Below are 24790 nucleotides of genomic sequence, written 5' to 3' on the forward strand. Positions count from 1 at the left end.
CGCGTTACGCGGTGAGGCGGTCGATCAGCTCGCGGTAGCGGGCGGCCGTGCGCTCCACGATGTCGTCGGGCAGCGTCGGCGGCTCGCTCTCCCCAGCCTCCCCACGCCCACTCGGCGCATCGCTGGCGCGCTGCGCCGAGCCTCCGGGCGCGGGGCCCTCCCCACGCCCACTCGGCGCATCGCTGGCGCGCTGCGCCGAGCCTCCGGGCGCGGGGCCCCAATTCGCCGAGAGCCAGTCCCGGACGATCTGCTTGTCGAAGCTCGCCATCCGCTCGGCAGGAGTGGTCCCGTTCGCCCAGGTCTCGGCATCCCAGTACCGCGAGGAATCCGCCGTGAGCACCTCGTCCGCGAGCCGGATCACGCCGTCATCGTCGACGCCGAACTCGAACTTGGTGTCGGCGAGGATCAGCCCCTTCTCCCGCGCCGTGGCGGCCGCGCGTTCGTAAATCTGCAGCGACAGCGCGCGCACCGCCGCAGCCCGCTCCGCGCCGATCAGCTCGACGACGCGATCGAACGAGATGTTCTCGTCGTGCTCGCCGAGCGGCGCCTTGTAGGCCGGAGTGAAGATCGGCGCCGGCAGCCGGTCGCCGTTGCGCAGTCCGTCGGGCAGGTGGATGCCGCACACCGTCTGGCTCGCCTGGTACTCGCCCCATCCCGACCCGGTGAGATACCCGCGCACGACGCACTCGATCGGCAGCATCTCGAGCCCCCGCACGATCATCGCCCGGCCGGCCACGACATCCGGAACCTCGGCGTCGTCGATGAGGTGGTTCGGGATCGCGGGCCCGCCGTCCCCGCCCGCCAGGCGTTCGAACCACCACCGGCTCAGCGTCGTGAGCAGGGCGCCCTTGCCGGGGATGTCGGGACTGAGCACCTGATCGAACGAGCTCACCCGGTCGCTCGCGACGACGAGCATCCGCTCGGGGCGGGGACCCTCGGGCGTGCCGTCGGGCACGTACAGGTCGCGGACCTTTCCGGAGTAGATGTGCGTCCAGCCGGGGACTGCTGCGGGGGTGCTCACGCGCCCATCCTCCCACGCACGTCGTGACAGCGGCGGCGCCGGCGTGTATATTCCATGTGGACTAGTCGAGTTGGAGTAGACGGTGAAGGATGTTGCGCTGACCCCCTTGGGGGTCATGGTCGTGGCGCTGCTGCGCGAGGGCGATATGCATCCGTACGAGATGATGCGGCTGCTGCGCCATCGGCGCGACGACCGCATGGTCAAGCTCACGAACGGCACGTTCTACCACACGGTCGCGCGGCTGGAGCGCGACGGACTGATCGCCGAGGTCGGCGTCGACCGGGAGGGGAACCGCCCGGAACGGACGACCTACACGCTCACCGAGCGCGCGCCGGAGGTCCTCGCCGAGTGGGTGCGCATGCACCTCGCGCGCACCGACGGCGTGCCGCAGTTCCGGGTCGCGCTCGCCGAGGCGCACAACCTCGACCGTGCCGAGGTGATCTCCCTCATCACCGCGCGGCGCGACGCGCTCGCGGCGGAATACCGCGCGCTGCACGGCGGTTTGGATTCAGCACGAAGCAGGGGCGTCGCCGAGCAGTTCGTCATCGAGCTCGATCGGCACAGCGCTCTCCTCGCCGCCGAACTCGACTGGACCGATTCCTTCCTCGCGCGTCTGCAGCGCGAGGACTATCCCTGGGGGATTGCGGAGCTCTCTCCCCATCACATCGACGCCTATCAGGCACTGCGAAAGGCAGCCCAGCGATGACCGAGACCTCTCCCGCGGCGCAGGCCGCGACATCCGCCCCCCGCGGCCACCAGCCGCGCAGCCCGTGGCCGGCCCTCTGGGCACTGGTCATCGGGTTCTTCATGATCCTCGTCGACACGACGATCGTCTCGGTCGCGAACCCCGCCATCAAGGCGGCGCTCGACCCCGACACGAACAACCTCGACAACGTCGTGTGGGTCACGAGCGCCTACCTGCTCGCGTATGCCGTGCCGCTGCTGATCACGGGGCGCCTGGGCGACAGGTTCGGGCCGAAGAACATCTACCTCGTCGGTCTGTCGATCTTCACGCTCGCGTCCCTCGGCGCAGGGATGTCGACCACCCTGCCGATGCTCATCGCGTTCCGTGCCGTGCAGGGCGTGGGCGCATCGATGATGACTCCGCAGACGATGGCCGTCATCACCCGCACGTTCCCGCCGAACCAGCGCGGCGCGGCGATGGGGCTGTGGGGTGCGACCTCCGGCGTCGCGATGCTCGTCGGCCCGCTCGCCGGCGGTCTGCTCGTCGACGGCTTCGGCTGGGAGTGGATCTTCTTCGTCAACCTGCCCGTCGGAGTGATCGGATTCGTGCTCGCGCTCATCCTCGTGCCGAAGCTGCCGACCCACGAGCATCGCTTCGACATGGTCGGCGTGTTCCTCTCGGCCGCCGCGCTCTTCTTCATCGTGTTCGGGCTGCAGGAGGGCGAGAAGTTCGACTGGGGTCCGATCTGGGGACCGATCACCGTGTGGGAGCTCATCGCGGTCGGCGTCGTGCTGCTCGGCGTCTTCATCTGGCAGCAGGCGAAGACCCGCAGCGAGGCGCTCGTACCGCTCCGTCTGTTCGCCGACCGCAACTTCTCGGTCTCGAACCTCGGCATCGCGATCGTCGGGTTCACCGTGACGGGGATGACCCTGCCGCTCATGTTCTTCATCCAGCTCGCGCGCGGGCTCAGCCCGACCGACTCGGCGCTGCTGATGATCCCCATGGCCGTCCTGTCCGGCGTGCTGGCCCCGTTCGCGGGCAGGCTGCTCGACCGCACCGATTCCCGGTTCCTGCTCGTGCCCGGCATCGCGCTGTTCGCCGGTGCCCTGTTCTGGTACGCCTGGCTGATGAACATGGACACCCCGATCTGGATGTTCCTGCTGCCCTCGGCCCTGATGGGCATCGGCAGCTCGGGCGTGTGGGGGCCGCTCGCGACAACCGCGACCCGCAACCTCGACCCGCGGCAGGCCGGGGCCGGCTCGGGCATCTACAACACGACCCGCACCATGGGATCGGTGCTCGGCTCGTCGGCGATCGCGGCGATCATGCAGGCGCGCCTCGAGGCGAACCTTCCCGGAGCGAGCGAGCACGCCGGGCAGATGGGGTCGGGTCAGCTGCCGTCGTTCGTGGCAGGCCCGTTCTCCGACGCCATGGCGCAGTCGATGCTGCTGCCCGCGATCGTGATGGCGGTGGGGGTCGTCGTGGTGCTGTTCATGAAGGAGGCGCGCGCCTCGAAGGCCACAGCCTGGAAGAGCGCGCACGAGGCGCCGGCCGAGCCCGTCGCCTGAGCCGACCGGCGGGTCAGTCGGGGTCGACCGGGTCGATCGGGGCGTGGTGGTCCCACGCGTCGACGCCGCGTCGCCAGTAGCCCGAGACGCTGTACTGCTCGCGCGGCAGGCTGAGCGCGTGGCGCAGGTGCCGGCGCAGCGGCACGAGGGCGGATGCCTCGCCCGCGGCGAACACATAGGTCGACGCATCCACGCCCACCGCCGTCAGTGCCGCCACGAGATCGTCGGCGACGCGCAGTCCGAACTCGCGCTCGGCGAAGCCGGACAGATACGCCCGCGCTGCGTCCGCGATCGCGCCGCTCACGATCACCTCGACGGCCGTCGTCACCGGAACCTCGGCCAGCCACCGGCCCGCCGCGGGGAGCGACGTGCCGTCGACGACGAGCACCACGCGGGATGCGTTCTGCGTCGCGGCCTTCGACCCTCGCGGACCGACGAGGACGAGGCGGTCGCCGACCGCTGCCTTCGCTCCGAACCGGGCAGCGGGTCCGGGACTCTCGTGGCGGAGGATGTCGAGGTCGACCAATCGCCGCCCGTCTTCGTCGCGCACGTTCAACGGGGTGAAGTCGCGGCCGAACGTGGCTTGATCCGGTCGGACGATGCCATCCTCCCCAGGGCCGGTCGCCACCGGCGCCACGAGCTCGCTCGTGGCGGGGTCGGGGAAGAAGGTGCGGGCGTGGTCGCTCGGCCCGGCGCTGACGAAGTCGCCGAAGTCGGGGCCGGTGAGCGTGACGCGGATGTAGTCGGGCGACGGATGCGTCACAGCCACGACCGTCGCTTCGCGCGCCGTGAAGCGGTGGCGCTGACCGGCCCGGAAGAACGGGGCCGACTCGTCGAGGGTGGTGGCTGCAGCATCAGTCATCGGATCCTCCTGGAGCGGGACGGGCGCCCGCCGTCTCCCTCCACCCTCCCATACGATCCGATGAGCCCGGTCGGACCTACGGCCGCACGGTGCGCACGGGACCGGTGAACGCGACCCGGGCTCCGGCGGCGATGAGGGCGTCGAGCTCGGCGACCACCTCGGCCGTGTACGCCGGGGCGTCGAGCGTGCTCGCGGGGACATCGCCGCGCAGCGCGGCGAGCAGCCCGTCCTGCAGTGCCTCGTCGGACTGCTCGACCACGTGGATCGTGTCGCCCGGCAGGGCATCGCGCACCGAGCCGAACGCGGTCGAGACGATCGGCAGCCCGCACAGCGCCGCCTCCAGCAGCACCATCGGCTGGCCCTCGTAGCGGCTCGACAGCACGAAGCAGTCGGCGGCCGCCATGATCGCGAACGGATTCGAGCGCTGTCCGGTGAGGAACGCCGCGTGCTCGAGGCCCGCCTCGGCGATCTGCGTCCGCAGATCGCCCTCCAGGGGCCCGCCCCCGACGATCGCCAGCCGGGCGCGCGGATCCTGCGCGTGCACCTCGGCGAAAGACCGGATGAGCCGCGCGTGGTTCTTCTCCGTCGACAGGCGGCCGACCGAGACGAACCAGTAGGTTTCGCGCTCGGGCGTGCGCAGCTCCGACATCCACTCGGGCATGTCTTCGTCGTCATGGAGGAGCGTCTCCAACGGCGCGGACATCCCGGTGACGACGCGGTCGACGTCGGGCAGGTTGCGCACCGTCGTGAAGCGCTCGGGCGAGGCGTACTCGGCGAGCGACGTGCGGTTCAGCTCGGTGAGCCGCGGCGAGACCGAGACGAGGTGGTCGAACGCGCCGTACTGCGAGAAGACCAGGCTGAGGTTGCGGCGCAGCGGCTGCTTGCCGCCCACGGTGCGCTCCCGGTCGGATGCCATCTCGTTGTGCAGCCAGATCGCACGCGGGGCATAGGGCGAGTGCAGCAGCAGGTTCGTCCAGATCGGGCTGTATCCGCTGAAGTCGGCGACCCAGTCGAACGTGGCCGACCCGAACACGCGCGCCCACTCGCTGTCCCACAGCTTCGCGTGCCAGCGCTCGTCGCGCGGCGCCGGCGGCAGGCCGCGCCGGTCGCGGGCACGTCGCCGCAGCTGCAGCGCCTTCGAGCCGTTCATCCCGCCGATGCGGAAAACCTGCCGGACGGCGGGGTTGATGAGGGCCTGGTTGGCGCGGGGGTTCTCGGCGCGGAACAGCGGCATGAGGGCCGTCACGTCGTACTTCGTGTGATCGATCGCGTTCAGCAGATTGAGCACCGAGGTCGTGATGCCGTTGGAGCGCATGCCCCCGAGGAAGAAGAGCAGCCGCGTGCGACCGTCGTCGCGCACGGGACGCACGCGCCGGCCCGTGGCGTCGCCGCGGAAGACGATGTCGACGACCCGGCGGGTCGCGTGGCCGTCCTCATACGGCGTGAAGCGTTCGGCCCACTCCGTGTATCGCTCGTGCAGAACACCGCTGCGCAGCTTCGCCGCGACCGCCGCCCCGGCCTCGAAGGGATCGGACGTGACGGGTCCGGGCAGTTCGTCGAGCGAGAGGTAGGTGCCGCGATCGACCGCGTAGTCGTCGGCATCCGGTGTGAAGAACGCGATGGGCCGCCCGGTCGCGAGGTAGTCGAAGAAGATCGACGAGTAGTCGGTGATGAGAGCGGCGGATGCGCCGAGGAGCACGTTCGTCGGAATCGTGTTGGGCGCGAGGATGCGGCGCAGCGCCGGCCGGTCGGCGGCGAGGGCGTGGACGACCTGATGCGTCTTCAGGAGCACGACGCAGTCGTCGTCGAGGCGCGACTGGATCGCGTGCACCTGCGCTGCGAGCGCGTCGAGATCGTCGTCGGGGTCGCTGAACGACGCACCTCGCCACGTCGGGGCGAACAGGACGATGCGCCGGTCATCGAGGGTGATCCCCGCACGCTCGAGCTCGAGCCGCACACCGGCATTCTGCGCATCCGTCAGCCGCTGCCGGTCGACGCGCGGGTAGCCCTCTTCGATGATCTGACCCTGGTAGACGTTGCGCAGCCGGTATGCGTCCTCGTACATGGTCTCGGCCATGAAGGGGTTGGCCGCGAGCAGGTAGTCGGCCATGAGGAAGTTGCGCAGGGTGTTCGCCGATTCGACGGCGCCGTTCGGCATGTCGAAGCCCATGAGCTTGAGGGGCGTGCCGTGCCACGTGTTGATGTAGACCTGACCGGGCCGCTTGCCGAACGCGGGCGGGAACGTCGCGTTGTTCACGAGGTAGCCGGCGCGGGACAGCGCCTGCCAATACGCGAAGCTGTCGCGTTCCACGAAGCGGACGCGGGGGTGCGTTCCGAACTCAGCGGTGAAGCGGGCGATCGCGTCGTCGCCGGTGAGAGCCCACACATGCCACAGGTGGTCGAACTCGGGGCGGTTCACGAGGTAGCGGAAGATCGCCTCGGGATTGCACAGCATGCCGTTGCCCGCGAACGACTCGTACAGCACGACGTCGTGTTGAATGGCCTTCGACCGGCTGTACGCGACCCGCTCGGCCTGCATCGCCCGGCCGGCGCGACGGACGTAGCGATTCAGTCGTTTCGGCAGGGGAAGTCTCACGCGTCGAGCGTAGACCGGGAGTGCTGAGAGGCGCCTCCGGGTGTTATCGGGCCGTTACCTGCGCCGACATCCCACAGCCCATAGCGCGGGCGACAGGCGTAGCGTTGCGCCATGCGCGCAGGACTGCACTTCTGGAACTACACGATGCCGGGTCAGCCGGCCACGATCCCCGACGTGCTCGGGCGCACCGCCCGCACCGCCGAGGATGGCGGGTTCGGGCAGTTCACCGTCATGGACCACTGGTTCCAGATGGAGGCGGCAGGCGATCCCGCTCAGCCCATGCTGGAGGCGTTCTCGACGCTCGCGTATGTGGCTGCACAGACGCACCGGATGCGGCTCGCGCCGCTCGTGGTCGGCGTCACGTACCGGCATCCGGGTCTGCTCGCGAAGACGGTGACGACGCTCGACGTGCTGAGCGGCGGACGTGCCGCACTGGGGATCGGCGCCGCCTGGTACGAGCGGGAGCACCACGCGCTCGGAGTGCCGTACCCGCCGATCGCGGAGCGCTTCGAGCGGCTCGAAGAGGCCGTGCGCATCGCGCTGCAGATGTGGAGCGAAGACGACGGGCAGTTCCAGGGCGAGCATTACTCTCTCGCCGCGACGCTGAACAGTCCGCAGGCGGTCAGTGCGCCGCATCCGCCCCTCATGATCGGGGGCAAGGGGGAGCGCAAGACGCTGCGGATCGCTGCGCAGTACGCCCAGATCGTGAACCTCACGACGGCCGATCCCGACGAGGCGGCGCATCTGCTCGACGTGCTGCGCCGGCACTGCGACGATGTGGGCACCGATTTCGACGCGATCGAGAAGCAGGTGATGGGCACTCGGCTCGATCCCCGCGCGGATGAGTTCTGGCCCACGATGCAGCGGTTCGCGTCGCTCGGCATCGACCTCGTCGTGTTCGGCGTGCGGCCGGATCATCAGCTCGAATCGGTGGAGGTGCTCGCCGCCGATGTCGTGCCCCGCCTCGCCCAGCTCTGAGATGGTCGATGCGAGGCTGGCGCGGTCGTTCCGCGGCATCGGCGAGGAGTACGACCGGCCGCCGACGACCCGAACGAACACGCCCGCATGACAGCGGAGGTGCAGCGCATCCTCGACACGCATCCTGACACTCGCGGCCGTTCCGTCTTCGAGTTGCCGGAGATCACCGACGTGTTCGTCTACCGCCGCACCGGCTGATCCGTGGAGCACGCACACGCAGGGGCGGTGAAGTCGCCGGGATGGCGCGCTGAAACTCAGTCCTCGACGACGCGGGCGGCGATGTCGGTGCGGTACTGGCCGCCCTGCAGGTCGATCTTCGCGAGCGCCCGGTACGCGCGGTTGGTCGACTCGGCGAACGTCGTCCCCAGTGCCACGACGTTGAGCACGCGACCGCCCGTCGCGACGAGGCCCTCGTCGGTGCGGCCGGTGGCGGCATGCGCCACGTGCACTCCCTCGACGGCGGCCGCCGCATCCAGCCCCGTCAGCACCCGACCCGTGATCGGGGCGGCGGGGTACCCTTCGCTGGCGAGCACGACCGTGACCGCCGTCGCCTCGGCGAAGGCCGGACGCGGCATGTCCTCGAGATGACCGGATGCCGCTGCCAGCAGCAGCTCGCTGAGGGGATCGACCAGCCGCGGCAGCACGACCTGGGTCTCCGGGTCGCCGAAGCGCGCGTTGAACTCGATGACCTTCACACCGCTCTCGGTGAGCACGAGCCCGGCGTAGAGCAGACCGATGAACGGTGTGCCCTCCGCGTCCATCTGCCGGATCACCGGCTCGGCGACCTCGCGCGTGACCTGCTCGACGAACGCGTCCTCGCCGCCGAAGCGCTCGAGCAGCCACGGCAGCGGCGAATACGCGCCCATGCCGCCGGTGTTCGGGCCGGCGTCGCCGTCGAGCAGGCGCTTGTAGTCCTGCGCGGGGCTGAGCGGCAGCACGTGGTCGCCGTCGGCGAGGAAGAACAGCGACACCTCGGGGCCGGCCAGGTACTCCTCGACGAGCACCGCGGCACCCCCGAGGTACTGCTCCGCGTGCGCGAGAGCGGCCTCCCGGTCGTCGGTGACGATGACGCCCTTCCCGGCGGCGAGGCCGTCGGCCTTCACGACGTACGGCGCGCCCAGCTCGTCGAGTGCCACCGCCACCTCGTCGCGCGTGTGCGCCCGCACCGCGCGCCCGGTGGGCACGCCGGCCGCCTCCATGATCCGCTTCGCGAAGGCCTTCGACCCCTCGAGCTGCGCGGCCGCCCTGCCCGGGCCGAAGACCGGGATGCCCCGCTCGCGCAGCGCGTCCGCGACGCCGGCGACGAGGGGCGCCTCGGGCCCCACCACGACCAGGTCGATGCGCTCGTCGTTCGCGTACGTCGTGACCGCTGCCGGGTCGTCCGGGTCGAGCGCCACGACGACCGCATCCTCGGCGATTCCCGCGTTGCCGGGGGCGGCGAAGATCTCGTGCGCCTCGGTCTCGGCGCGGAGGGCGAGGATGATGGCGTGCTCGCGCGCGCCCGAGCCGAGGACGAGGATTCTCACCCGCCCAGCCTATCGGCGGGGTAGCGTGGGCGCATGGCGCGCAAGATCTCTACGGAGGATGGCAGAGCCGCGCTCGCCGGTGTCAACAGCGGCGATCCCGAGCGCACCGACCTCGCCACCGCCGTCCGTTACCTGCTGCAGCTCCTCGCCGAGAAGGCACCCGGTCACACCGTAGAAGTGCGGGTGCCGCCGTTCGGCGCCGTGCAGGTGATCGAAGGCCCGCGGCACACGCGCGGCACACCGCCGAACGTCATCGAGACCGACCCGATGACGTGGATCTCGCTGGCGCTCGGTCGTCAGCAGTGGGCGGAGGCCGAGGGAGCCGGTCGCATCCTCGCATCCGGAGTCCGGGCCGACCTCTCCGACCTGCTGCCGCTGCGCCCCTAGGAACGCTCCTCGCTTCCGACGAGTGAGGAGCCTCGCACCCGACGGAGTGCGAGAATGGAGGCATGGTCGACGAGGCGCACACTCCCGAGCACGCACGGGCTGCGGCATCCTCTCCCCGCGCCCGTGCCGAGCTCATCGAGGACGACTACGAAGAGGCGACGGTCCGGCGTGCGCCCAAGGTGTCAGTGTTCCTCATCGTCGGCGCAGCGCTCGGCGTGATCGTCGCGCTCATCCTCACCTACGCATTCGGCGTCGTCGACGCGACGGGGAGCGAGGTGAGCCGCGAGACCACCGTGGCCTACTCCAAGAGCGAGATCTTCGGCTTCCTCGTCCTCATCTGCGGAGTGATCGGTGTCGCCGTCGGCGGCGTCGTCGCGGTGATTCTCGATCGCACGATCGGCCGCCGCACGAAGCGGGTCCGCGTCGACCGCGAGACCGTCACGCCGGTCGACTGATCGGGGTCACGCCAGCTCGGCGATGATCGGATGGATCGCGGCGTCGAAGGCCGCGACATCCTGACGAAGTCCGTCCGTCACGGCGATCGTCAGGGCACCGATCCACCACACCCCGCGCTGCGCGAGCGGCAGCACCTGCACGTTCAGCTCGAACGAGTGCGCGCGCCGGCCGACCTGCCGCTCGTGCTCCGCGATCGCGCTCGCATAGGCGCGGTACGACGTCGCCCCGGAGCCCCCGACGGCCGTCTTCACATAGCGCGCGTGCATCGACTGCGCGGCGGCCAGCGCCTCGGCGGCATGCGGGATGATCGCCGACCGCAACTCGGCGAACCCCGTGACGGGCAGTGCCACGAGCGTCTCGAACCCGTCGACGAGCTCGAGCGCGACGGCAGACGGATGGGCGGTGGGCTCGACCGTCATCTCCCAGTACGCCGTCCACTGCCGCTCGAGCGCCTGCTGCGCCTCCGCGGAGCGATCGTTGGCCCGCGGCGCGACACCGCGCAGATGCGGCAGCTCTTCGGGAGCACGCACGCCGATCATCTGACGCAGGCACAGGGCGACCAGCACAGTGACATCCGCGTCCTCGCGGATGACCCATTCCGGCCCTGCGGCGCTGTGCATGCCGCCATTGTAGGGGCGCGTCCACCCGCCCGGGGAGCGCTCTGGCACCGCCGTTCTCGCCGGCGCAACGCGGCGTCTACCCAGGCACCACCCGGGTAGGCTGGAACCGTGGCCGCGCCCTCCTCTGCGAACCCCTACGCTCACGCCGGAGTCGACACCGCCGCGGGTGATCTCGCGGTCGAACTGATGAAGACGGCGGTCCGTCGCACCCACGGCCCCGAGGTGCTCGGCGGCTTCGGCGGCTTCGCCGGCCTCTTCGACGCATCCGCACTGCGCGGCTATGCCCGGCCGCTGCTCGCCTCGAGCACCGACGGTGTCGGCACGAAGGTCGCCATCGCTCAGGCGATCGACAAGCACGACACGATCGGGCAGGACCTCGTCGGCATGGTCGTCGACGACATCGTCGTCGTCGGCGCGAAGCCGCTGTTCATGACCGACTACATCGCCTGCGGAAAGGTGGTCCCCGAGCGCATCGCCGACATCGTCGCGGGCATCGCCCGCGGCTGCGCCGACACCGGCACAGCGCTCGTGGGCGGCGAGACCGCGGAGCACCCGGGCCTGCTCGGCCCGCACGACTACGACGTCGCGGGCGCCGCGACCGGTGTCGTGGAGGCCGACCGGGTGCTGGGCGCCGACCGGGTGCGGCCGGGTGACGCCGTGCTGGCGCTCGCCTCCTCGGGACTTCACTCCAACGGATACTCGCTCGTGCGACACATCGTCACCGGCGCGGGGATCTCGTACGCCGACCACTCCGCAGATCTGGGCGCCACGTGGGGCGAGGCCCTGCTCGAGCCGACCCGGCTCTACACGGCCCCACTCCTTGAGCTCATCGAGACGCTCGGCGAGGGCGTCCACTCGCTGAGCCACGTCACCGGCGGCGGGATCGCCGCCAACCTCGCCCGCGTCCTCCCGCCCGGCACCTGGGTGGAGCTCGACCGCTCCACCTGGTCGCCCGCACCCGTGTTCCGCGTGCTCGCGGACCTCGGCGACATCGACCTCGTCGACACGGAAGGCACGTGGAACCTCGGCATCGGGTTCCTCGCTGTCGTCGATGCGACGAAGGCGCAGGATGCGGCATCCGCCCTCAACGCCGCGGGGATCGACACCTGGCAGGTCGGCGTCGTCGGCGACGGCGCCCGCCCAGCTGAGCAGCGCGGCGGATGGATCGAAGGCGCCAAGGGCGTCGACGGCGGCGCCGTGCGCCTCGTCGGCGGCTACACCGACACCCCCTCCCACCCCCACGGAGCGAAGTAACACCACATGTGCGGCATCGTCGGCATGGTCGGGCGCAGCCCGGTCAACCAGGACATCTATGACTCGCTGCTCCTCCTGCAGCACCGCGGCCAAGACTCCACCGGCATCGCGACGGCGGAGCCGAACGGCACGTTCCACCAGCACAAGGGCTCCGGCATGGTGCGCGAGGCGTTCCGCACCCGCGACATGCGCTCGCTGCTCGGCAACATCGGCCTCGGCCATGTGCGCTACGCCACGCGCGGCGTCGCCGGCAACGAGCAGGAGGCGCAGCCGTTCTACGTGAACGCGCCGTACGGCATCGTCCTCGTGCATAACGGCAACCTCACCAACACCCGCGAGCTGACCGACGAGCTGTTCCACAAGGACCGCCGGCACCTGAACACGTCGAGCGACACCGAGCTGCTCGTGAACGTGCTCGCCAACGAGCTGCAGTCGTCGATCTCGGGCCTCCAGCTCGGCCCCGACGAGGTCTTCCAGGCGGTGTCCCGCGTGCACGAGCGCGTCGAGGGATCGTATGCCGCGATCGCACTGATCGCCGGCTATGGCCTGCTCGCGTTCCGCGACCCGTTCGGCATCCGTCCGCTCATCCTCGGTCGGCGCGACGCGGAGGACGGCTCGGCGGAGTGGCTCGTGGCCAGCGAGTCGCTCGTGATGGAGAACGGCGGGTTCGAGGTCGTGCGCGACGTCGAGCCGGGCGAGGCGGTCTTCATCGACATCGACGGCAACCTGCACAGCCGCCAGTGCGCGGCCGACACGCAGCTGTTCCCGTGCTCGTTCGAGTACGTCTACCTCGCCCGCCCCGACTCGATCATGAACGGCATCGCCGTCTATGAGTCGCGCCTGCGGATGGGGGAGCGGCTCGCCGACACCATCGCGAAGCACGTGCCGATGGACAAGATCGACGTCATCATGCCGATCCCCGACTCCGCCCGCCCCGCCGCGATGGAGGTGGCGCGCAAGCTCGGCATCGAGTACCGCGAGGGCTTCTACAAGAACCGCTACGTCGGCCGGACGTTCATCATGCCCGGCCAGGCGGTGCGCAAGAAGAGCGTGCGCCAGAAGCTCAACGCGATGTCGAGCGAGTTCAAGGGCAAGAACGTGCTGCTCGTCGACGACTCGATCGTGCGCGGCACCACGAGCAAGCAGATCATCCAGATGGCGCGGGATGCCGGCGCCACGTCCGTCACCTTCGCGTCGGCCGCACCGCCCGTGCGCTACCCGCACGTGTACGGCATCAACATGCCGTCGCGGCATGAGCTCGTCGCGCACGGCCGCACGATCCCGGAGATCGCCGAGGAGCTCGGCGCCGACTACATGGTGTACCAGGAGATCGACGACCTGAAGGCGGCGATCCTCGAGGGCAGCGATCTCGACGACCTCGACATGAGCTGCTTCGACGGCCGGTACGTCACCGGGTCGGTCAGCGAGGAGTATCTCGCCTGGGTCGAGGGCTCGCAGGAGAGCTGATCGCTCCGCGGCGAAGCCCCTGCGGCTCGAGGACGCCGCAGCGGTCCGAGAGGGCGGTCTACGCCTTCAGATGCTGGTACGAGTCTGTCGCCTCGTCGTCTTCGGTGTCGTCGTCTTCGTCGGCGTAGTCATCCGCCCACTTGTCGACGTACGAGTCCTCGGCGTTGTCGGGATGCCCGAGCTCGCGCTCGAGTGCCGCATAGTTCACGCTGTACGTGTCGTACTTGAGCTCTCGGGCGATCTTGGTGTGCTTCGCCTTCTGACGGCCACGCCCCATGCGAGACCCCCTTATGGTCCAAGTGGCGGGCTGTCACGGCCCGACGCGTTCACGAATCCGGTCTCAAACCGGTAAGAGTAGCATTCAGGATAACACGCGGGCTGAGGTCCGGCCCTGTCCCACAGCGGTGCGCGAGCGCCCCGCCGCGAGAGGTGAGTGAGCATATGTCCGATGCGGCATCCGACCGCCCGACCGATGATCAGCTCGCGGGAGCGGTCATCGTGGGCGTCGTTCCGGGGGAGCCCGCGCGGGTCGTCCGAGAGGCCGCGCGGTTCGCGAAGGCGTTCGGTGCTCCGCTCGTCGTCGTGAACGTCGACGTCACGCGCTTCGTGGCATATGAAGACCCCGACGGCGCCGTGCAGACGGCTCCGCTCGAGCTGAGCATCGCCGGCCGCGAGAACGAACTCGAGCAGGTGACGACCGAGGTGACGGCGGCCCTGGAAGGATGCGGCGTCGCCTGGACGCTGCGCCAGCTCGTCGGCGACCCGGCGATCGCGATGAAGCGGCTCGCCGAGCAGCTGACGGCGCGCCTCATCGTCGTCGGCACGCGCAAGCGCGGGTTCGGCGAGTCGGTCCGCGAGTTCTTCACGGGCTCGGTCGCCGTCCGCCTCGCGCACCGGCAGACGCGGCCGGTCCTGGTCGTCCCGATCAGCGAGATCGTGGAGGACGACCAGGACATCGCCTGGTGAGTCAGCGGATGGCGCGCGTCACCGCGCGCGCCGCCTCGTCGAGCGCGCGCGTGAGGTCGTCGACGACGGATGCGGCGAGAGTGCCGCCCCGCGCGACGTGCGTGCGCAGGTCGGACCGCAGCTGTGCACGGAAGGCGTTCACCGCCGCATCCGCCCGCTGCAGCTGCTCACGACTGTGCACCCGTGGGTCGTCGGTGGGCCGGCCGGCCGACGGCTGGGCGACGCGCTCGTCGCGTGCCGCGGAGGCGAGGTCGGCCCGCAGGCTCTTCATCGCCTCGCGGACGCTGCCGCGCACCTCGTCGGCGATGAGGCGCACGCTGTCGGCGAGCCCCGCCTCAATGCCCTCGAGGTCACCCGAGCGCGAAGCCACCTCGGCGCGTCCGGCTTCGGTGATCTCGTAGATCGTCTTGCGACCGTCGACCGTCTTGGTCACGAGGCCCTCCTCCTCCAGCTTCGCCAGGCGCGGATAGATCGTCCCCGCGCTCGGGGTGTACGTGCCGCCGGTGCGGTCGGACAGCGCCTGGATCAGGTCGTACCCGTGGCGAGGCTGCTCGTCGAGCAGGCTGAGGAGATACAGGCGCAGATCGCCGTGTGAGAAGACGGGAGCCATCACCACTCCTGCTCGTCGGCTGCGGGCGCCTCGCTCGCAGCGGGGGCGGCGGGCCGGCGCAGCACGGTCAGGTCGCCCGAGACCGAGTTCGTGCGCACGTCGACGAAGCTGCCGCTGAGCTCCCCGGTCGCTCCGGTCCAGTTGGTCGGCCCCGAGGAGGAGCGCACGATGCCGTCGATCTGCACCCGGCCGCTGACGCTGCGGGCCACGACGTTCGCGGGGTAGCCCTCGTCGAGGCGCACGGTGGCGTTGCCGCTCACGGTGTTCAGCGAGACCTCGTGCACATCGCCGGCCGCGTCGACGAGAACCGCACCCGAGACGGTGTCGATCGTGGCCTTGCGGATCGTGCCGGTGGCGGCGACGTCGCCCGACACGCTGTTCGCGCCGAGAGCGCCCACCATCTGGCGGATCTGCACGTCGCCCGACACCGCGTTGACGACGACGTCGCCGGTCAGGTCGTCGACGATGATGTCGCCCGAGACGGTGTTCAGGCGCACGTCGTCGCCGATGCCGCTGACGAGCGCGCTCGCGCTCACGACCCCGAGGGTGAGAGCGATCTGGCGGGGCACCGCGACGCTGATCTCGGCCTTCGGCCCGTTGGACCCGAAGTTGCGGAACACCTCGAGGAAGTTGTCCCATCGCAGCTGCGGGTGGTCGATCTCGACGAGGTCGCCCGTCGCCTCGATGCGGAGGTCCTTGCCGGTCACGGCGTGGACCTCGATGCGGATGCCGGGCTCGTCGTGGGCGATCACGTCGATCTGCCCGCCGACGAGCCCGACCTTGAGCTTGCGCACGTCGTCGATGTCGATCACGCGTGTCTGACCTGGCTGAATGAGCCACTTCTCGAGGGTCATGGTGTCTCCTGTGTGGGGGATCGGGAGTCGCGATATATCGCGATATCGGAAGAGTAACACGATATATCGCGTCCGTGTCAAGGGCCGTGCGAAGAAATCGACCCGCCGAGCTTGACCTTGACGCGGCGTCAACTTCTACCGTGGAGTGAGGAAGGGAGGACGACGTGGACTGGTCGATCCAGGAGGTTGCGAAGCTGACCGGAACCACGAGCCGCACGTTGCGTCACTACGACGACATCGGACTGCTCGAGCCGACGCGGACGGCCGCCAACGGCTACCGGCACTACGACGAGCGCGCGCTCGTGCGGCTGCAGCGCATTCTGCTGCTGCGCGAGCTGGGCCTCGGCCTGCCGCAGATCGCGGAGGTGCTCGCACGGCACACGAGCGAGGTCGACGCGCTCACGACGCACCGCGAACTGCTCAGGCACGAGCAGGAGCGGCTGGAACGCCAGATCCGAGCGGTCTGTATGACGATCGATGCGATGAGAGGAGGTGAACGATTGATGGCTGAAGACATGTTCGACGGGTTCGACCACACCCAGTACGAGGACGAGGTCACCGAGCGCTGGGGCGCCGACGCGTACGCGCGCAGCGACGCCTGGTGGCGCGGCCTGAGCTCCGACGAGAAGCAGCAGTGGCAGCGGCGCATGGCCGAACTGAACCGCGACTGGACGGATGCGTCGGCCCGCGGCATCCGTCCCACCGACGAGGAGGCCCAGGCGCTGGCCGGCCGCCACGTCGAGTGGCTGCGGTCGATCCCGGGCACACCCGCCGGCGACGGCGGCGACCTCAAGGGGTACGTGCTCGGTCTCGGTGAGATGTATGTCGCCGACCCGCGCTTCGCCGCCAACTACGGCGGGGTGGAGGGGGCGACCCTCGTGCGCGACGCACTGCGGACCTACGCCGAATCGGCCCTCTAGTCCCGCCCGCGCTGCGCGCTCAGTAGCCCAATGGTTCGCCGAGTCGCCCCTCGGTTGGCCGAGTTGCCCCACGGTTGCGCGAGGCGCCCCACGGGGCCGCGAAGGGTCGGCCATCCTGCCTAAGCTTGCGGGATGACCGACCCCGTCGCGTTCCTGCGCACGTGCACGATCGGCACGCGTGTCACGGTGCGGCGCCGCATCGACCACGGGTGGGCGGATGCCCTCGGGTATCTGCGCGAGGTCACGCCCGATTCCTGCACGGTCGAGACCCGGCGCGGCCTCGTGACGGTGCCGCTCGCGAGCGTCACACATGCCATCGCGGTGCCGCCGCCGCCCCGGCCGCGCCGCCGCGTCGCCGACTGAACATCAGATCGTCGACGGCACATCAGCCAGCGCGCAGTCTCATGTTCACTCGACGAAATCGTACGACCTCGCCGGCAGGGGTCAGGGGCGGTCGAAGACGAAGCGTGCGCGGCCCGCGAGGGCCCCGAACAGCAGGATGCCGATCGCCACGCCCATCAGCACCAGCAGCGGCACCTGCCACGAGCCGGTGGCGTCATGCAGCACGCCGATCACGATCGGCCCGAACGCTGCGAGCAGGTATCCCACCGACTGCGCCATTCCCGACAGCGACGCCGCCTCGTCGTGGTTGCGGGTGCGCAGGCCGAACAGCGACAGCGCGAGCGTGATCGACGCTCCGCCCGAGACGCCGAGCAGCGTCACCCACACGAGTCCCAGATCGGGCGCGAAGAACTGCCCGGCGATGCCGGCGAACGCGAGGATCGCGGCGACGGCCGCCAGGCCGCTCTGCGCCTTCAACCTGTGCAGCAGCGCCGCGGCCGACAGGCTCCCGACGATGCCGAACGCCTGGAACACGAACTGGTGCCACCCTGCCGCCGCCACCGGCAGCCCGTCGCCGTGCTCGATCGCCGGCCACCACGTGATGACCGTGTAATAGATCGTCGACTGCAGTCCGAGGTACAGCGTGACGAACCACGCGAGCGGGATGCCCCACATCGACCCGACGTGAGCGGGGTCTGACGGCGAGTCCGCGGTCGCCGCGGCATCCGCGGCCTGCGCCGCCGCGGTGTGGCGCCGGCGCAGCTGCGGCAGGAACACGGCGAATCCGATGAGCGCAAGACCCGCCCATACGCCGAGCGACACGCGCCATCCGGCATCCGTCATCCCCGCGATCGGCACCGACGTGCCTGCGGCGATCGCCGCGACACCGCTCTGGAAGCCCGAGTAGATGCCGGTCATCGGGCCGACCCGCTGCGGATACTCGCGCTTGATGAGCGCCGGCAGCAACACGTTCAGCACGGCGATCGCGACGCCGAGCAGGGCGGTTCCCACCCAGATCGCCCCGGGCACGGGCACTGAGCGCAGGACGATCGCGACGGCCAGCAGCAGCAGCGATCCGCCGAGCGCCCACTCCAGCCCGATGCGCCGGGCGATCGCCGGTGCGATCGGCGAGACGACGGCGAAGCCGATCAGGGGTAGCGCGATGAGGAAGGATGCCGCGGCTCCGCCGAAGCCGAGATCGGCGCGGATGTCACCGAGCACCGGGCCGACGGCCGTGATGCCGGCGCGGAGGTTCGCCGCCAGGAGCAGGACGCCTGCCAGCAGAATCGCCGCGCGCAACCGGTTGTCGCGCTTCGTGGAGACGGCGGGATCGGGCGCGACGGGCATGCGCTCAAGGCTATGCCCGGGCCGACCGGCGGGACGAATCGCGGATGTCGCAGGCTCGTGGTGGACTCGCAGCATGGACGACATCCGGCTGCGCCCGTGGGATGACGACGACCTCGCGACGCTGCAGCGCGCGAACACCCCCGCGATGGCGGTCCACCTCGGCGGACCCGAGACCGACGCGGCCCTCCGTGAGCGCCACGCCCGCTACCTGCGGCTGAACGCGAGCGGCGAGGCGCACATGTTCCGCGTCACGACGGCCGAGCATCCCGAAGGGGTCGGCTCCATCGGGTACTGGCAGGACAAGCACCGCGGGGAGCGCACCTGCGAAGCCGGCTGGTCGATCGAAAGCGCCTACCAGGGGCGGGGTTACGCGACGGCGGCGCTGCGCGCACTCATCGAGAACGCACGCTCCGCGGGGGAGTGGGCGGCGATGTACGCGTACCCGCGCGGGGACAACGAGCCGTCGAACGCCATCTGCCGACGGACCGGGTTCGTGCTGCTGGGCACAGAGCCCTTCGAGTATCCGAAGGGCACCTGGGCGACCTCGAACGTCTTCCGGCTCGCGCTGGAAGACGAGGAGGAAGACGGATGATGCGCGTGACGCGGCAGACGTCGCGCACGCGCACCAAGGCGGTGCGAGGCTCTCGCCCCCCGGAGAGGCCCCGCACCGCAGTCGCACCTGCGGCGCCCGCACCCGAGGCGGGCGCCGCTTGGGGATCAGGTGCGGTTGCGTCCGCTGATCAAGCGGAACAGGAACGCGATCAGGGCGATGATGCCCACGATGATGGCGACCCACAGCAGCCAGTTCAGCGCAGCGTTCAGGCCACTGAAGATGGCGACGATGATCGCGATGATGATGATGATGATCAGGGCGATATTCATGGAGGAATCTCCTTGTCCGGGCGGGTTTTCCCGCGTCATCACACACTCTCAGCGACCGCCGCGCACAGCAAGGGGTTGACGACGCCGACGCGCGGCTGGTAGCAGCGCGCAGGCGCGGATCGAAGGAGCCGCGCGGCGCCGGCCCGACCGACCCATGCGCAGACGGCCCGAACCCGTGTCAAGCCCTCGCACGAGTGATCGCCAGCCAATAGCGTGTGACGATGCCGCGTCCACGGCGGGCCCGCCCGTACTCCGATCCCGGCTTCCGGCGTCAGCGCGCGGGGAGCGGATTCCGCTTCATCGACGACCGCGGACGCGGACCCGATCGACGCCAGCTCGCGCGCATCGAGAGCCTCGTCATCCCGCCTGCGTGGACCGATGTCTGGATCAGCGCCGATGCGCGCGCCCACATCCAGGCAGTGGGGACGGATGGCGCCGGCCGGCGCCAGTACGTCTACCACCCTGACTGGATCGAGCGCCGCAGCCGGGCGAAGTTCGTCCGGGCACTCGCGCTCGCCGAGGTGCTGCCGGTCCTCCGCGGACAGGTGACGCGGGGCCTGCGCCGTGAGGGCCTCGACCGCGAGCGCGTGCTGGCCGCTGCCCTCCGCCTCCTCGACGTGGGTGCGCTGCGCATCGGGTCCGAGGAGTACTTCGTCGCGCACGGCAGCCGCGGGCTGACCACGCTGCAGCGCCGCGACGCGCAGGTGGAGGGAACCACCGTCACCCTCTCCTTCACCGCGAAGGGCGGCAAGCCGACGGTGGTGGAGGTCGAGGACCCCGACCTCGCCGTCGTGCTGGCGGAGCTCGCCAAGGGCCGGGCGCGGGCGCCGCTGTTCTCCTACTTCAGCGGGCGGCGACGCATCCCGCTGCACGCGCGCGACGTCAACCTGCACCTGCGCACCTTGACCGGAGGCGCCTTCACCGCGAAGGACTTCCGCACCCTCCGCGGCACCGTGGTCGCCGCCGAGGCCCTCGCGCAGATCGGTCCCGCCGGCACCGAGCGCGAGCGCCGTCAGGCGGAACGGATCGCCGTGCAGGCGGCGGCCGACGCCCTCGGCGACACCATCGCCGTCGCCCGTGGCAGCTACATCGACCCGCGCGTGTTCACCCGCTACCGGGACGGGCGCCTGCTCGACCTCGACGGATCATCCGAAGCAGCGCTCCGACGGCTCCTCGAGTGAGGGCGCTGCTCCCCGCTCGCACATAACCCGGCGTGGAATACTGACCGGGGAGTGCGGCCGCGGGCCGCGCCGTGTCGCATCCTCGTTCGAAGGCCCCTCGTGTCACAGCTCGCCGTCCTCAGCCTGCGCAACCGCGCCCTCATCGCCCTCGTGACCATCGTGGCCGCGGTCTTCGGATCGCTCGCCCTCGTGAACCTCAAGCAGGAGCTCATCCCGTCGATCGAGTTCCCCCAGCTCGTCGTGGTGTCGAACTACCCGGGCGCGTCCCCCGAGGTCGTCGCGAACGACGTCTCGACCCCGGTGGAGCAGGCCATCCAGGGCGTTCCCGGCCTCGAGCAGACGAGCGCCACGAGCACGACGAACTCGTCGGTCGTGCAGGCGCAGTTCACGTACGGCACGAACCTCGCCACGGCCGAGCAGAAGATCGACCTCGCCATCAGCCGCATCAAGAGCACGCTGCCCTCCGGCGTCGAGCCGAATGTCATCTCCGCGTCGATCGACGACTTCCCCGTCATCCAGCTCGCGGTGACCGGCTACGACGACGAGGAGAAGACGCAGGCCCGGCTGCAGTCGACGATCGTCCCCGAGCTGCAGGACATCGACGGCGTCAATGCGGCGCAGATCGTCGGCGGTCGCGGGCAGCGCGTGACGATCACTCCCGACGACGCCAAGCTCGCGAAGAGCGGCTTCACAGCGCAGGCGATCAAGGATGCTCTCGCCCAGAACGGCATGCTGTTCCCCGGCGGCGACATCACCGAGGGCGGGAAGACGCTGACGGTGCAGACCGGCTCCAAGCTCGAGTCGGTCGATCAGATCCGCAACCTCCCGCTCGTTCCGACCTCGCCCGCGCAGGCCGCTGCCGGCGCGACCACGATCGCCGATGTCGCCGACGTCACGCTGGGACAGGACCCGGTCACCACGATCTCGCGCGTCGACGGCAACGACGCCCTGACCCTCGCGATCACGAAGCTGCCCGCGGCGAACACCGTCGACGTGTCGACCGCGGTGCAGAAGGCGCTGCCCGACCTCGAGCACAAGCTTGACGGAGCGACCTTCACCGTCGTGTTCGACCAGGCGCCCTACATCCAGCAGTCGATCGACTCGCTCGCCCAGGAGGGCCTGCTGGGCCTCGTGTTCGCGGTGATCGTCATCCTGATCTTCCTGCTCTCGGTGCGCTCGACGCTCGTCACGGCGATCTCCATCCCGACGAGCGTGCTCGTCACGTTCATCGGGATCCAGGCCTTCGGCTACTCGCTGAACATCCTCACCCTCGGCGCCCTGACGATCGCGATCGGGCGCGTCGTCGACGATTCGATCGTGGTGATCGAGAACATCAAACGCCACTACGTCGAGGGGGCCGACAAGCTCCCCGCCATCACACGCGCCGTGCGGGAGGTGGCGATGGCGGTGTCGGCGTCGACCATCACGACCGTCGCGGTGTTCCTGCCGATCGCGTTCGTCGGCGACATGACCGGGGAGCTCTTCCGGCCCTTCGCGCTCACCGTGACGATCGCGATGGTCGCCTCGCTCCTGGTGGCGCTGACGATCGTCCCGGTGCTCGCGTACTGGTTCCTCAGGCCCGGCAAGGCGCTGCGCGGGGCCGACGGCGAGGTCATCGACCCCGAGGCGCCCGACGCGCCGCCGTCCCGTCTGCAGAAGGGATATCTGCCGATCCTGCGGTGGACGCTCAAGCACTCCTGGGTCACCGTGCTGCTGGCGATCCTCGTGCTGGGCGGCACCGTCGCCCTCGCGCCGCACATGAAGACGAACTTCCTCGGCGACTCGGGCCAGAACACCTTCACGATGACGCAGGACCTCGGGCCCGTGGCATCCCTCGACACCGAGGACGCGGCGGCCGAGAAGGTCGAGGCGGCGCTGAAGGATGTTCCGGGCATCGAGACCGTACAGGTCTCGATCGGGTCGAGCGGCTCGTCGCTGCGCGACGCGTTCTCGGGCGGCGGCAGCGGCGTGACGTACTCGATCACGACGGATGCCGACGCCGACCAGGAGCAGGTGCGCGCGGCGGTGCAGGATGCGGTGGCCGACCTGGACGACGTCGGGACACTCACGATCTCGACGGCCGGAGGCGGATTCGGGTCGAGCGATGTCGAGATCGACGTCACGGCGCCCGACGGCAAGACGCTGCAGGACGCGACCGACGCGGTGGTCGACGCGGTCAAGGGCAAGGAGGGCATCGGCCAGGTGACGACGAACCTGTCGGCGTCGCTGCCGTACATCTCGGTCGCCGTCGACCGCGACAAGGCCGCGAAGCTCGGGCTCAGCGAGGTCGCGGTCGGCGGGCTCGTCTCCAACACGATGCGCGCGCAGTCGATCGGCACGGTGGAGATCGACGACACGAACGTCACCGTGTACCTGGCGGCCTCCGATGTGCCCGATTCGCTCGACGCCCTCAAGGCGATGGACGTGCCCACGGCGACCGGACCGGTCCGCCTCGACAGCGTCGCGACGGTGGACCAGGCGACCGGGCCGACCTCGATCTCGACGCAGCGCGGTGTGCGCACGTCGACCGTGACGGTCTCGCCGTCGACCGACGACCTCACCACCGCGTCGGCGACGATCAGCACCGCGCTCGAGAAGGTCGACCTTCCCGAGGCGGCGTCGGCCTCGATCGGCGGCGTGCTCTCGCAGCAGACGACGGCGTTCTCGCAGCTCGGGCTCGCGATGCTCGCCGCCATCCTCATCGTCTACATCGTGATGGTCGCGACGTTCCGTTCGCTGCGCCAGCCGCTGCTGCTGCTGATCTCGGTGCCCTTCGCGGCGACCGGTGCGATCCTGCTGCAGCTGGCCACCGGGGTGCCGCTCGGCGTCGCCTCGCTGATCGGCGTGCTGATGCTGATCGGGATCGTGGTCACGAACGCGATCGTGCTGGTCGACCTCGTCAACCAGTACCGCGAGAAGGGGCTCTCCGCCCACGATGCCGTGATGGCGGGCGGTTCGCGCAGGCTCCGCCCGATCCTCATGACGGCGCTGGCGACGATCTTCGCGCTCACGCCCATGGCGCTCGGGATCACCGGCCATGGCGGGTTCATCTCCCAGCCGCTGGCGATCGTGGTCATCGGCGGCTTGATCTCGTCCACCGTGCTGACGCTGCTGGTGCTGCCGACGCTGTACAACCTCGTCGAGGGCGCGCGCGAGCGACGCACGGCGCGACGGGAGAGCCGAGGCACCGGTCGCCAGACGGCGGAGGCCGTCGAGGTCGATGCCCACGACGGCACGGATGCGGCCGAGCCCGTGGAGGAGAGGGCGGATGCGCGCCCCCCGCGTGCCGCCGTCGCGGACGGTGAGCCGAACGCATTCCTCGGCGGCGTCCCCGCCGCGGCGCCCGTGCAGCAGAGCCGCGCCGAGCGCCGTTCCCGACGCGCCGACTGAGACGCCGCGTGGCGCGCGCGGCCGAGCATCGCGTGCAGCTGAGCCGAGTACAGCGTGATCCAGCCGAAGACGAACACGAAGGCGACGAACTCCAGCGCGGCGAGCGAGATCAGCTTGCACACGTACAGCGCGATGGCCGACGAGAGCACCACTCCGACGGTGAGGGTCACGCGCCGCATCGCGGGCGAGTGGTGCCGCCGCCGCGTGGCGACGACGATCAGCATGCCGAGCGAGGAGAACATGATGCCGTCGGCGGCACGCTCGTGCAGGAACGTGTTGGTGTTGACCGGGATGAGGCCGACCACTGCGAGGTGCAGCCCGGCTGAAGCCAGGAATGTGCTCAGCAGGGCGGAACGCTTCACACCGCGCAGGGTCTGGAGGGCGTGCAGATCGCGGCGCAGGAACCGTGAGAGCGCGACGGTCATCAACCCGGCCGCGGTCATCGTCACGTTGAAGGCGCGGCCGGAGAAGTCGGCGAACGTGCCGAGCTCGCTGAACGCGATGTGCCACCAGCCGACGTCGGTGGTGGTGAGGATGGAGGCCAGCGTGCCACTGCCCAGCATCCCGATCGCGAGGAAAGCCATCGTCCTGCTGGTGAGCAGGGCGCCCACAAAGGCGCCTGTCGGGCGGAGCGCGCGCAGCGCGTCGATCACGGACAGACGTAGGGTGCCGACGAAGGGTGCCGGCGGTGGCAGTGCGATCAGAGCCATCGTTTTCAACCAGGTGTTCGGGGCGACCCATGTGTCCCGGACCCCCGGCTCCCCAGCCCCCGGTACCTATGCGACGCCGGATACAGACAGCCCAGCCCCCAGTTCTCTCGACGGCATCCCGTCGTGATGATGATATGACGGTTCTCCTGAAAAAGGGGAGTCCCCGCG

The 24790-nt window shown here is 70.1% G+C and carries 23 protein-coding genes and 1 pseudogene; 13 read left to right on the plus strand and 11 right to left on the minus strand.

Annotated elements, in window-relative coordinates; all coding sequences use genetic code 11:
- Positions 1-4: 4 nt before the first annotated feature.
- On the minus strand, positions 5-1021 hold the full coding sequence (locus tag AC3RX1_RS10310) for a phosphoribosylaminoimidazolesuccinocarboxamide synthase (protein WP_491501147.1): 1017 nt from the start codon (positions 1019-1021) through the stop codon (positions 5-7).
- An 82-nt stretch (positions 1022-1103) separates the two neighbouring features.
- On the opposite strand from AC3RX1_RS10310, the gene AC3RX1_RS10315 reads away from it, so the two are divergent.
- Together AC3RX1_RS10315 and AC3RX1_RS10320 are read left to right on the plus strand one after the other, a co-directional pair.
- Positions 1104-1727: a PadR family transcriptional regulator gene (locus AC3RX1_RS10315; RefSeq protein WP_491501148.1), complete on the plus strand. Its 624-nt coding sequence runs from the start codon at positions 1104-1106 to the stop codon at positions 1725-1727.
- On the plus strand, positions 1724-3274 hold the full coding sequence (locus AC3RX1_RS10320; protein ID WP_491501149.1) for a DHA2 family efflux MFS transporter permease subunit: 1551 nt from the start codon (positions 1724-1726) through the stop codon (positions 3272-3274). The genes AC3RX1_RS10315 and AC3RX1_RS10320 overlap by 4 nt, the downstream gene beginning before the upstream one ends.
- Before the next feature lie 13 nt (positions 3275-3287).
- On the opposite strand, the gene AC3RX1_RS10325 is transcribed toward AC3RX1_RS10320, so the two are convergent.
- Both AC3RX1_RS10325 and AC3RX1_RS10330 read right to left on the minus strand, forming a co-directional pair.
- Entirely contained in the window at positions 3288-4136 is an 849-nt protein-coding gene (locus AC3RX1_RS10325) for a siderophore-interacting protein (protein ID WP_491501150.1), read from the minus strand.
- 76 nt (positions 4137-4212) lie between these two features.
- Entirely contained in the window at positions 4213-6732 is a 2520-nt protein-coding gene (locus AC3RX1_RS10330; RefSeq protein ID WP_491501151.1) for a CDP-glycerol glycerophosphotransferase family protein, read from the minus strand.
- 111 nt (positions 6733-6843) lie between these two features.
- Here AC3RX1_RS10330 and AC3RX1_RS10335 point away from each other — a divergent pair, with 111 nt between their 5' ends.
- On the plus strand, positions 6844-7710 hold the full coding sequence (locus AC3RX1_RS10335) for an LLM class F420-dependent oxidoreductase (protein WP_491501152.1): 867 nt from the start codon (positions 6844-6846) through the stop codon (positions 7708-7710).
- 254 nt (positions 7711-7964) lie between these two features.
- Here AC3RX1_RS10335 and purD read toward each other — a convergent pair whose 3' ends face one another.
- Positions 7965-9236, minus strand: coding sequence for a phosphoribosylamine--glycine ligase (gene purD / locus AC3RX1_RS10340; RefSeq protein WP_491501153.1), 1272 nt, complete (start codon positions 9234-9236; stop codon positions 7965-7967).
- Between the two features lie 33 nt (positions 9237-9269).
- Between purD and AC3RX1_RS10345 the strand changes: the two genes are divergently transcribed.
- On the plus strand, positions 9270-9623 hold the full coding sequence (locus tag AC3RX1_RS10345; RefSeq protein ID WP_491501154.1) for a sterol carrier family protein: 354 nt from the start codon (positions 9270-9272) through the stop codon (positions 9621-9623).
- 62 nt (positions 9624-9685) lie between these two features.
- Positions 9686-10078: a potassium transporter Trk gene (locus AC3RX1_RS10350; protein WP_491501155.1), complete on the plus strand. Its 393-nt coding sequence runs from the start codon at positions 9686-9688 to the stop codon at positions 10076-10078.
- 6 nt (positions 10079-10084) lie between these two features.
- Here AC3RX1_RS10350 and AC3RX1_RS10355 read toward each other — a convergent pair whose 3' ends face one another.
- Positions 10085-10699, minus strand: a complete 615-nt coding sequence (locus AC3RX1_RS10355) for a zinc-binding alcohol dehydrogenase (RefSeq protein ID WP_491501156.1) — start codon at positions 10697-10699, stop codon at positions 10085-10087.
- 108 nt (positions 10700-10807) lie between these two features.
- On the opposite strand from AC3RX1_RS10355, the gene purM reads away from it, so the two are divergent.
- Together purM and purF are read left to right on the plus strand one after the other, a co-directional pair.
- Entirely contained in the window at positions 10808-11953 is a 1146-nt protein-coding gene (gene purM / locus AC3RX1_RS10360) for a phosphoribosylformylglycinamidine cyclo-ligase (protein ID WP_491501157.1), read from the plus strand.
- 6 nt (positions 11954-11959) lie between these two features.
- The gene (gene purF / locus AC3RX1_RS10365; RefSeq protein WP_491501158.1) at positions 11960-13420 is read left to right on the plus strand and encodes an amidophosphoribosyltransferase; all 1461 of its coding nucleotides are present in this window, start codon (positions 11960-11962) and stop codon (positions 13418-13420) included.
- 58 nt (positions 13421-13478) lie between these two features.
- Here purF and AC3RX1_RS10370 read toward each other — a convergent pair whose 3' ends face one another.
- Entirely contained in the window at positions 13479-13697 is a 219-nt protein-coding gene (locus AC3RX1_RS10370; RefSeq protein WP_491501159.1) for a DUF3073 domain-containing protein, read from the minus strand.
- A 164-nt stretch (positions 13698-13861) separates the two neighbouring features.
- Here AC3RX1_RS10370 and AC3RX1_RS10375 point away from each other — a divergent pair, with 164 nt between their 5' ends.
- Positions 13862-14386: a universal stress protein gene (locus AC3RX1_RS10375; protein ID WP_491501160.1), complete on the plus strand. Its 525-nt coding sequence runs from the start codon at positions 13862-13864 to the stop codon at positions 14384-14386.
- A 1-nt stretch (position 14387) separates the two neighbouring features.
- On the opposite strand, the gene AC3RX1_RS10380 is transcribed toward AC3RX1_RS10375, so the two are convergent.
- Positions 14388-14996, minus strand: coding sequence for a PadR family transcriptional regulator (locus AC3RX1_RS10380; protein WP_491501161.1), 609 nt, complete (start codon positions 14994-14996; stop codon positions 14388-14390).
- Complete coding sequence (locus AC3RX1_RS10385) at positions 14996-15850, minus strand: DUF4097 family beta strand repeat-containing protein (protein WP_491501162.1); 855 nt, start codon at positions 15848-15850, stop codon at positions 14996-14998. The genes AC3RX1_RS10380 and AC3RX1_RS10385 overlap by 1 nt, the downstream gene beginning before the upstream one ends.
- A gap of 164 nt (positions 15851-16014) precedes the next feature.
- Between AC3RX1_RS10385 and AC3RX1_RS10390 the strand changes: the two genes are divergently transcribed.
- Both AC3RX1_RS10390 and AC3RX1_RS10395 read left to right on the plus strand, forming a co-directional pair.
- The gene (locus AC3RX1_RS10390) at positions 16015-16770 is read left to right on the plus strand and encodes a MerR family transcriptional regulator (protein ID WP_491501163.1); all 756 of its coding nucleotides are present in this window, start codon (positions 16015-16017) and stop codon (positions 16768-16770) included.
- 132 nt (positions 16771-16902) lie between these two features.
- Positions 16903-17133 (plus strand): hypothetical protein, encoded by a 231-nt coding sequence (locus AC3RX1_RS10395; protein ID WP_491501164.1) that lies wholly within the window; start codon positions 16903-16905, stop codon positions 17131-17133.
- An 81-nt stretch (positions 17134-17214) separates the two neighbouring features.
- Here the strand turns inward: AC3RX1_RS10395 and AC3RX1_RS10400 are convergent, their stop codons facing one another.
- Positions 17215-18459, minus strand: coding sequence for a CynX/NimT family MFS transporter (locus AC3RX1_RS10400; RefSeq protein ID WP_491501165.1), 1245 nt, complete (start codon positions 18457-18459; stop codon positions 17215-17217).
- A gap of 73 nt (positions 18460-18532) precedes the next feature.
- Between AC3RX1_RS10400 and AC3RX1_RS10405 the strand changes: the two genes are divergently transcribed.
- Positions 18533-19051 (plus strand): GNAT family N-acetyltransferase, encoded by a 519-nt coding sequence (locus AC3RX1_RS10405; RefSeq protein WP_491501166.1) that lies wholly within the window; start codon positions 18533-18535, stop codon positions 19049-19051.
- A 125-nt stretch (positions 19052-19176) separates the two neighbouring features.
- Here AC3RX1_RS10405 and AC3RX1_RS10410 read toward each other — a convergent pair whose 3' ends face one another.
- Positions 19177-19341 carry a hypothetical protein gene (locus tag AC3RX1_RS10410; protein WP_491501167.1) on the minus strand — a complete coding sequence of 55 codons (165 nt, stop codon included), beginning with the start codon at positions 19339-19341 and terminating at the stop codon, positions 19177-19179.
- Positions 19342-19562: 221 nt separating this feature from the next.
- Here AC3RX1_RS10410 and AC3RX1_RS10415 point away from each other — a divergent pair, with 221 nt between their 5' ends.
- Together AC3RX1_RS10415 and AC3RX1_RS10420 are read left to right on the plus strand one after the other, a co-directional pair.
- On the plus strand, positions 19563-20522 hold the full coding sequence (locus tag AC3RX1_RS10415) for a DNA topoisomerase IB (protein WP_491501168.1): 960 nt from the start codon (positions 19563-19565) through the stop codon (positions 20520-20522).
- A gap of 99 nt (positions 20523-20621) precedes the next feature.
- Positions 20622-23912: an efflux RND transporter permease subunit gene (locus AC3RX1_RS10420; RefSeq protein ID WP_491501169.1), complete on the plus strand. Its 3291-nt coding sequence runs from the start codon at positions 20622-20624 to the stop codon at positions 23910-23912.
- Between the two features lie 104 nt (positions 23913-24016).
- Here the strand turns inward: AC3RX1_RS10420 and AC3RX1_RS10425 are convergent.
- Positions 24017-24622 (minus strand): annotated as a pseudogene (locus tag AC3RX1_RS10425) (DUF998 domain-containing protein); the annotation flags it as partial.
- Between the last annotated feature and the right edge of the window lie 168 nt (positions 24623-24790).

The organism is Microbacterium altimontanum, assembly GCF_058349865.2.

Coding starts and splice junctions, on each gene's coding strand:
- AC3RX1_RS10320 (WP_491501149.1), top strand. CDS start 1,724: ATGACCGAGACCTCTCCCGCGGCGCAGGCCGCGACATCCGCCCCCCGC.
- AC3RX1_RS10325 (WP_491501150.1), bottom strand. CDS start 4,136: ATGACTGATGCTGCAGCCACCACCCTCGACGAGTCGGCCCCGTTCTTC.
- AC3RX1_RS10335 (WP_491501152.1), top strand. CDS start 6,844: ATGCGCGCAGGACTGCACTTCTGGAACTACACGATGCCGGGTCAGCCG.
- AC3RX1_RS10345 (WP_491501154.1), top strand. CDS start 9,270: ATGGCGCGCAAGATCTCTACGGAGGATGGCAGAGCCGCGCTCGCCGGT.
- AC3RX1_RS10350 (WP_491501155.1), top strand. CDS start 9,686: ATGGTCGACGAGGCGCACACTCCCGAGCACGCACGGGCTGCGGCATCC.
- AC3RX1_RS10355 (WP_491501156.1), bottom strand. CDS start 10,699: ATGCACAGCGCCGCAGGGCCGGAATGGGTCATCCGCGAGGACGCGGAT.
- purF (WP_491501158.1), top strand. CDS start 11,960: ATGTGCGGCATCGTCGGCATGGTCGGGCGCAGCCCGGTCAACCAGGAC.
- AC3RX1_RS10370 (WP_491501159.1), bottom strand. CDS start 13,697: ATGGGGCGTGGCCGTCAGAAGGCGAAGCACACCAAGATCGCCCGAGAG.
- AC3RX1_RS10375 (WP_491501160.1), top strand. CDS start 13,862: ATGTCCGATGCGGCATCCGACCGCCCGACCGATGATCAGCTCGCGGGA.
- AC3RX1_RS10380 (WP_491501161.1), bottom strand. CDS start 14,996: ATGGCTCCCGTCTTCTCACACGGCGATCTGCGCCTGTATCTCCTCAGC.
- AC3RX1_RS10385 (WP_491501162.1), bottom strand. CDS start 15,850: ATGACCCTCGAGAAGTGGCTCATTCAGCCAGGTCAGACACGCGTGATC.
- AC3RX1_RS10395 (WP_491501164.1), top strand. CDS start 16,903: ATGACCGACCCCGTCGCGTTCCTGCGCACGTGCACGATCGGCACGCGT.
- AC3RX1_RS10400 (WP_491501165.1), bottom strand. CDS start 18,459: ATGCCCGTCGCGCCCGATCCCGCCGTCTCCACGAAGCGCGACAACCGG.
- AC3RX1_RS10405 (WP_491501166.1), top strand. CDS start 18,533: ATGGACGACATCCGGCTGCGCCCGTGGGATGACGACGACCTCGCGACG.
- AC3RX1_RS10410 (WP_491501167.1), bottom strand. CDS start 19,341: ATGAATATCGCCCTGATCATCATCATCATCATCGCGATCATCGTCGCC.
- AC3RX1_RS10415 (WP_491501168.1), top strand. CDS start 19,563: ATGCCGCGTCCACGGCGGGCCCGCCCGTACTCCGATCCCGGCTTCCGG.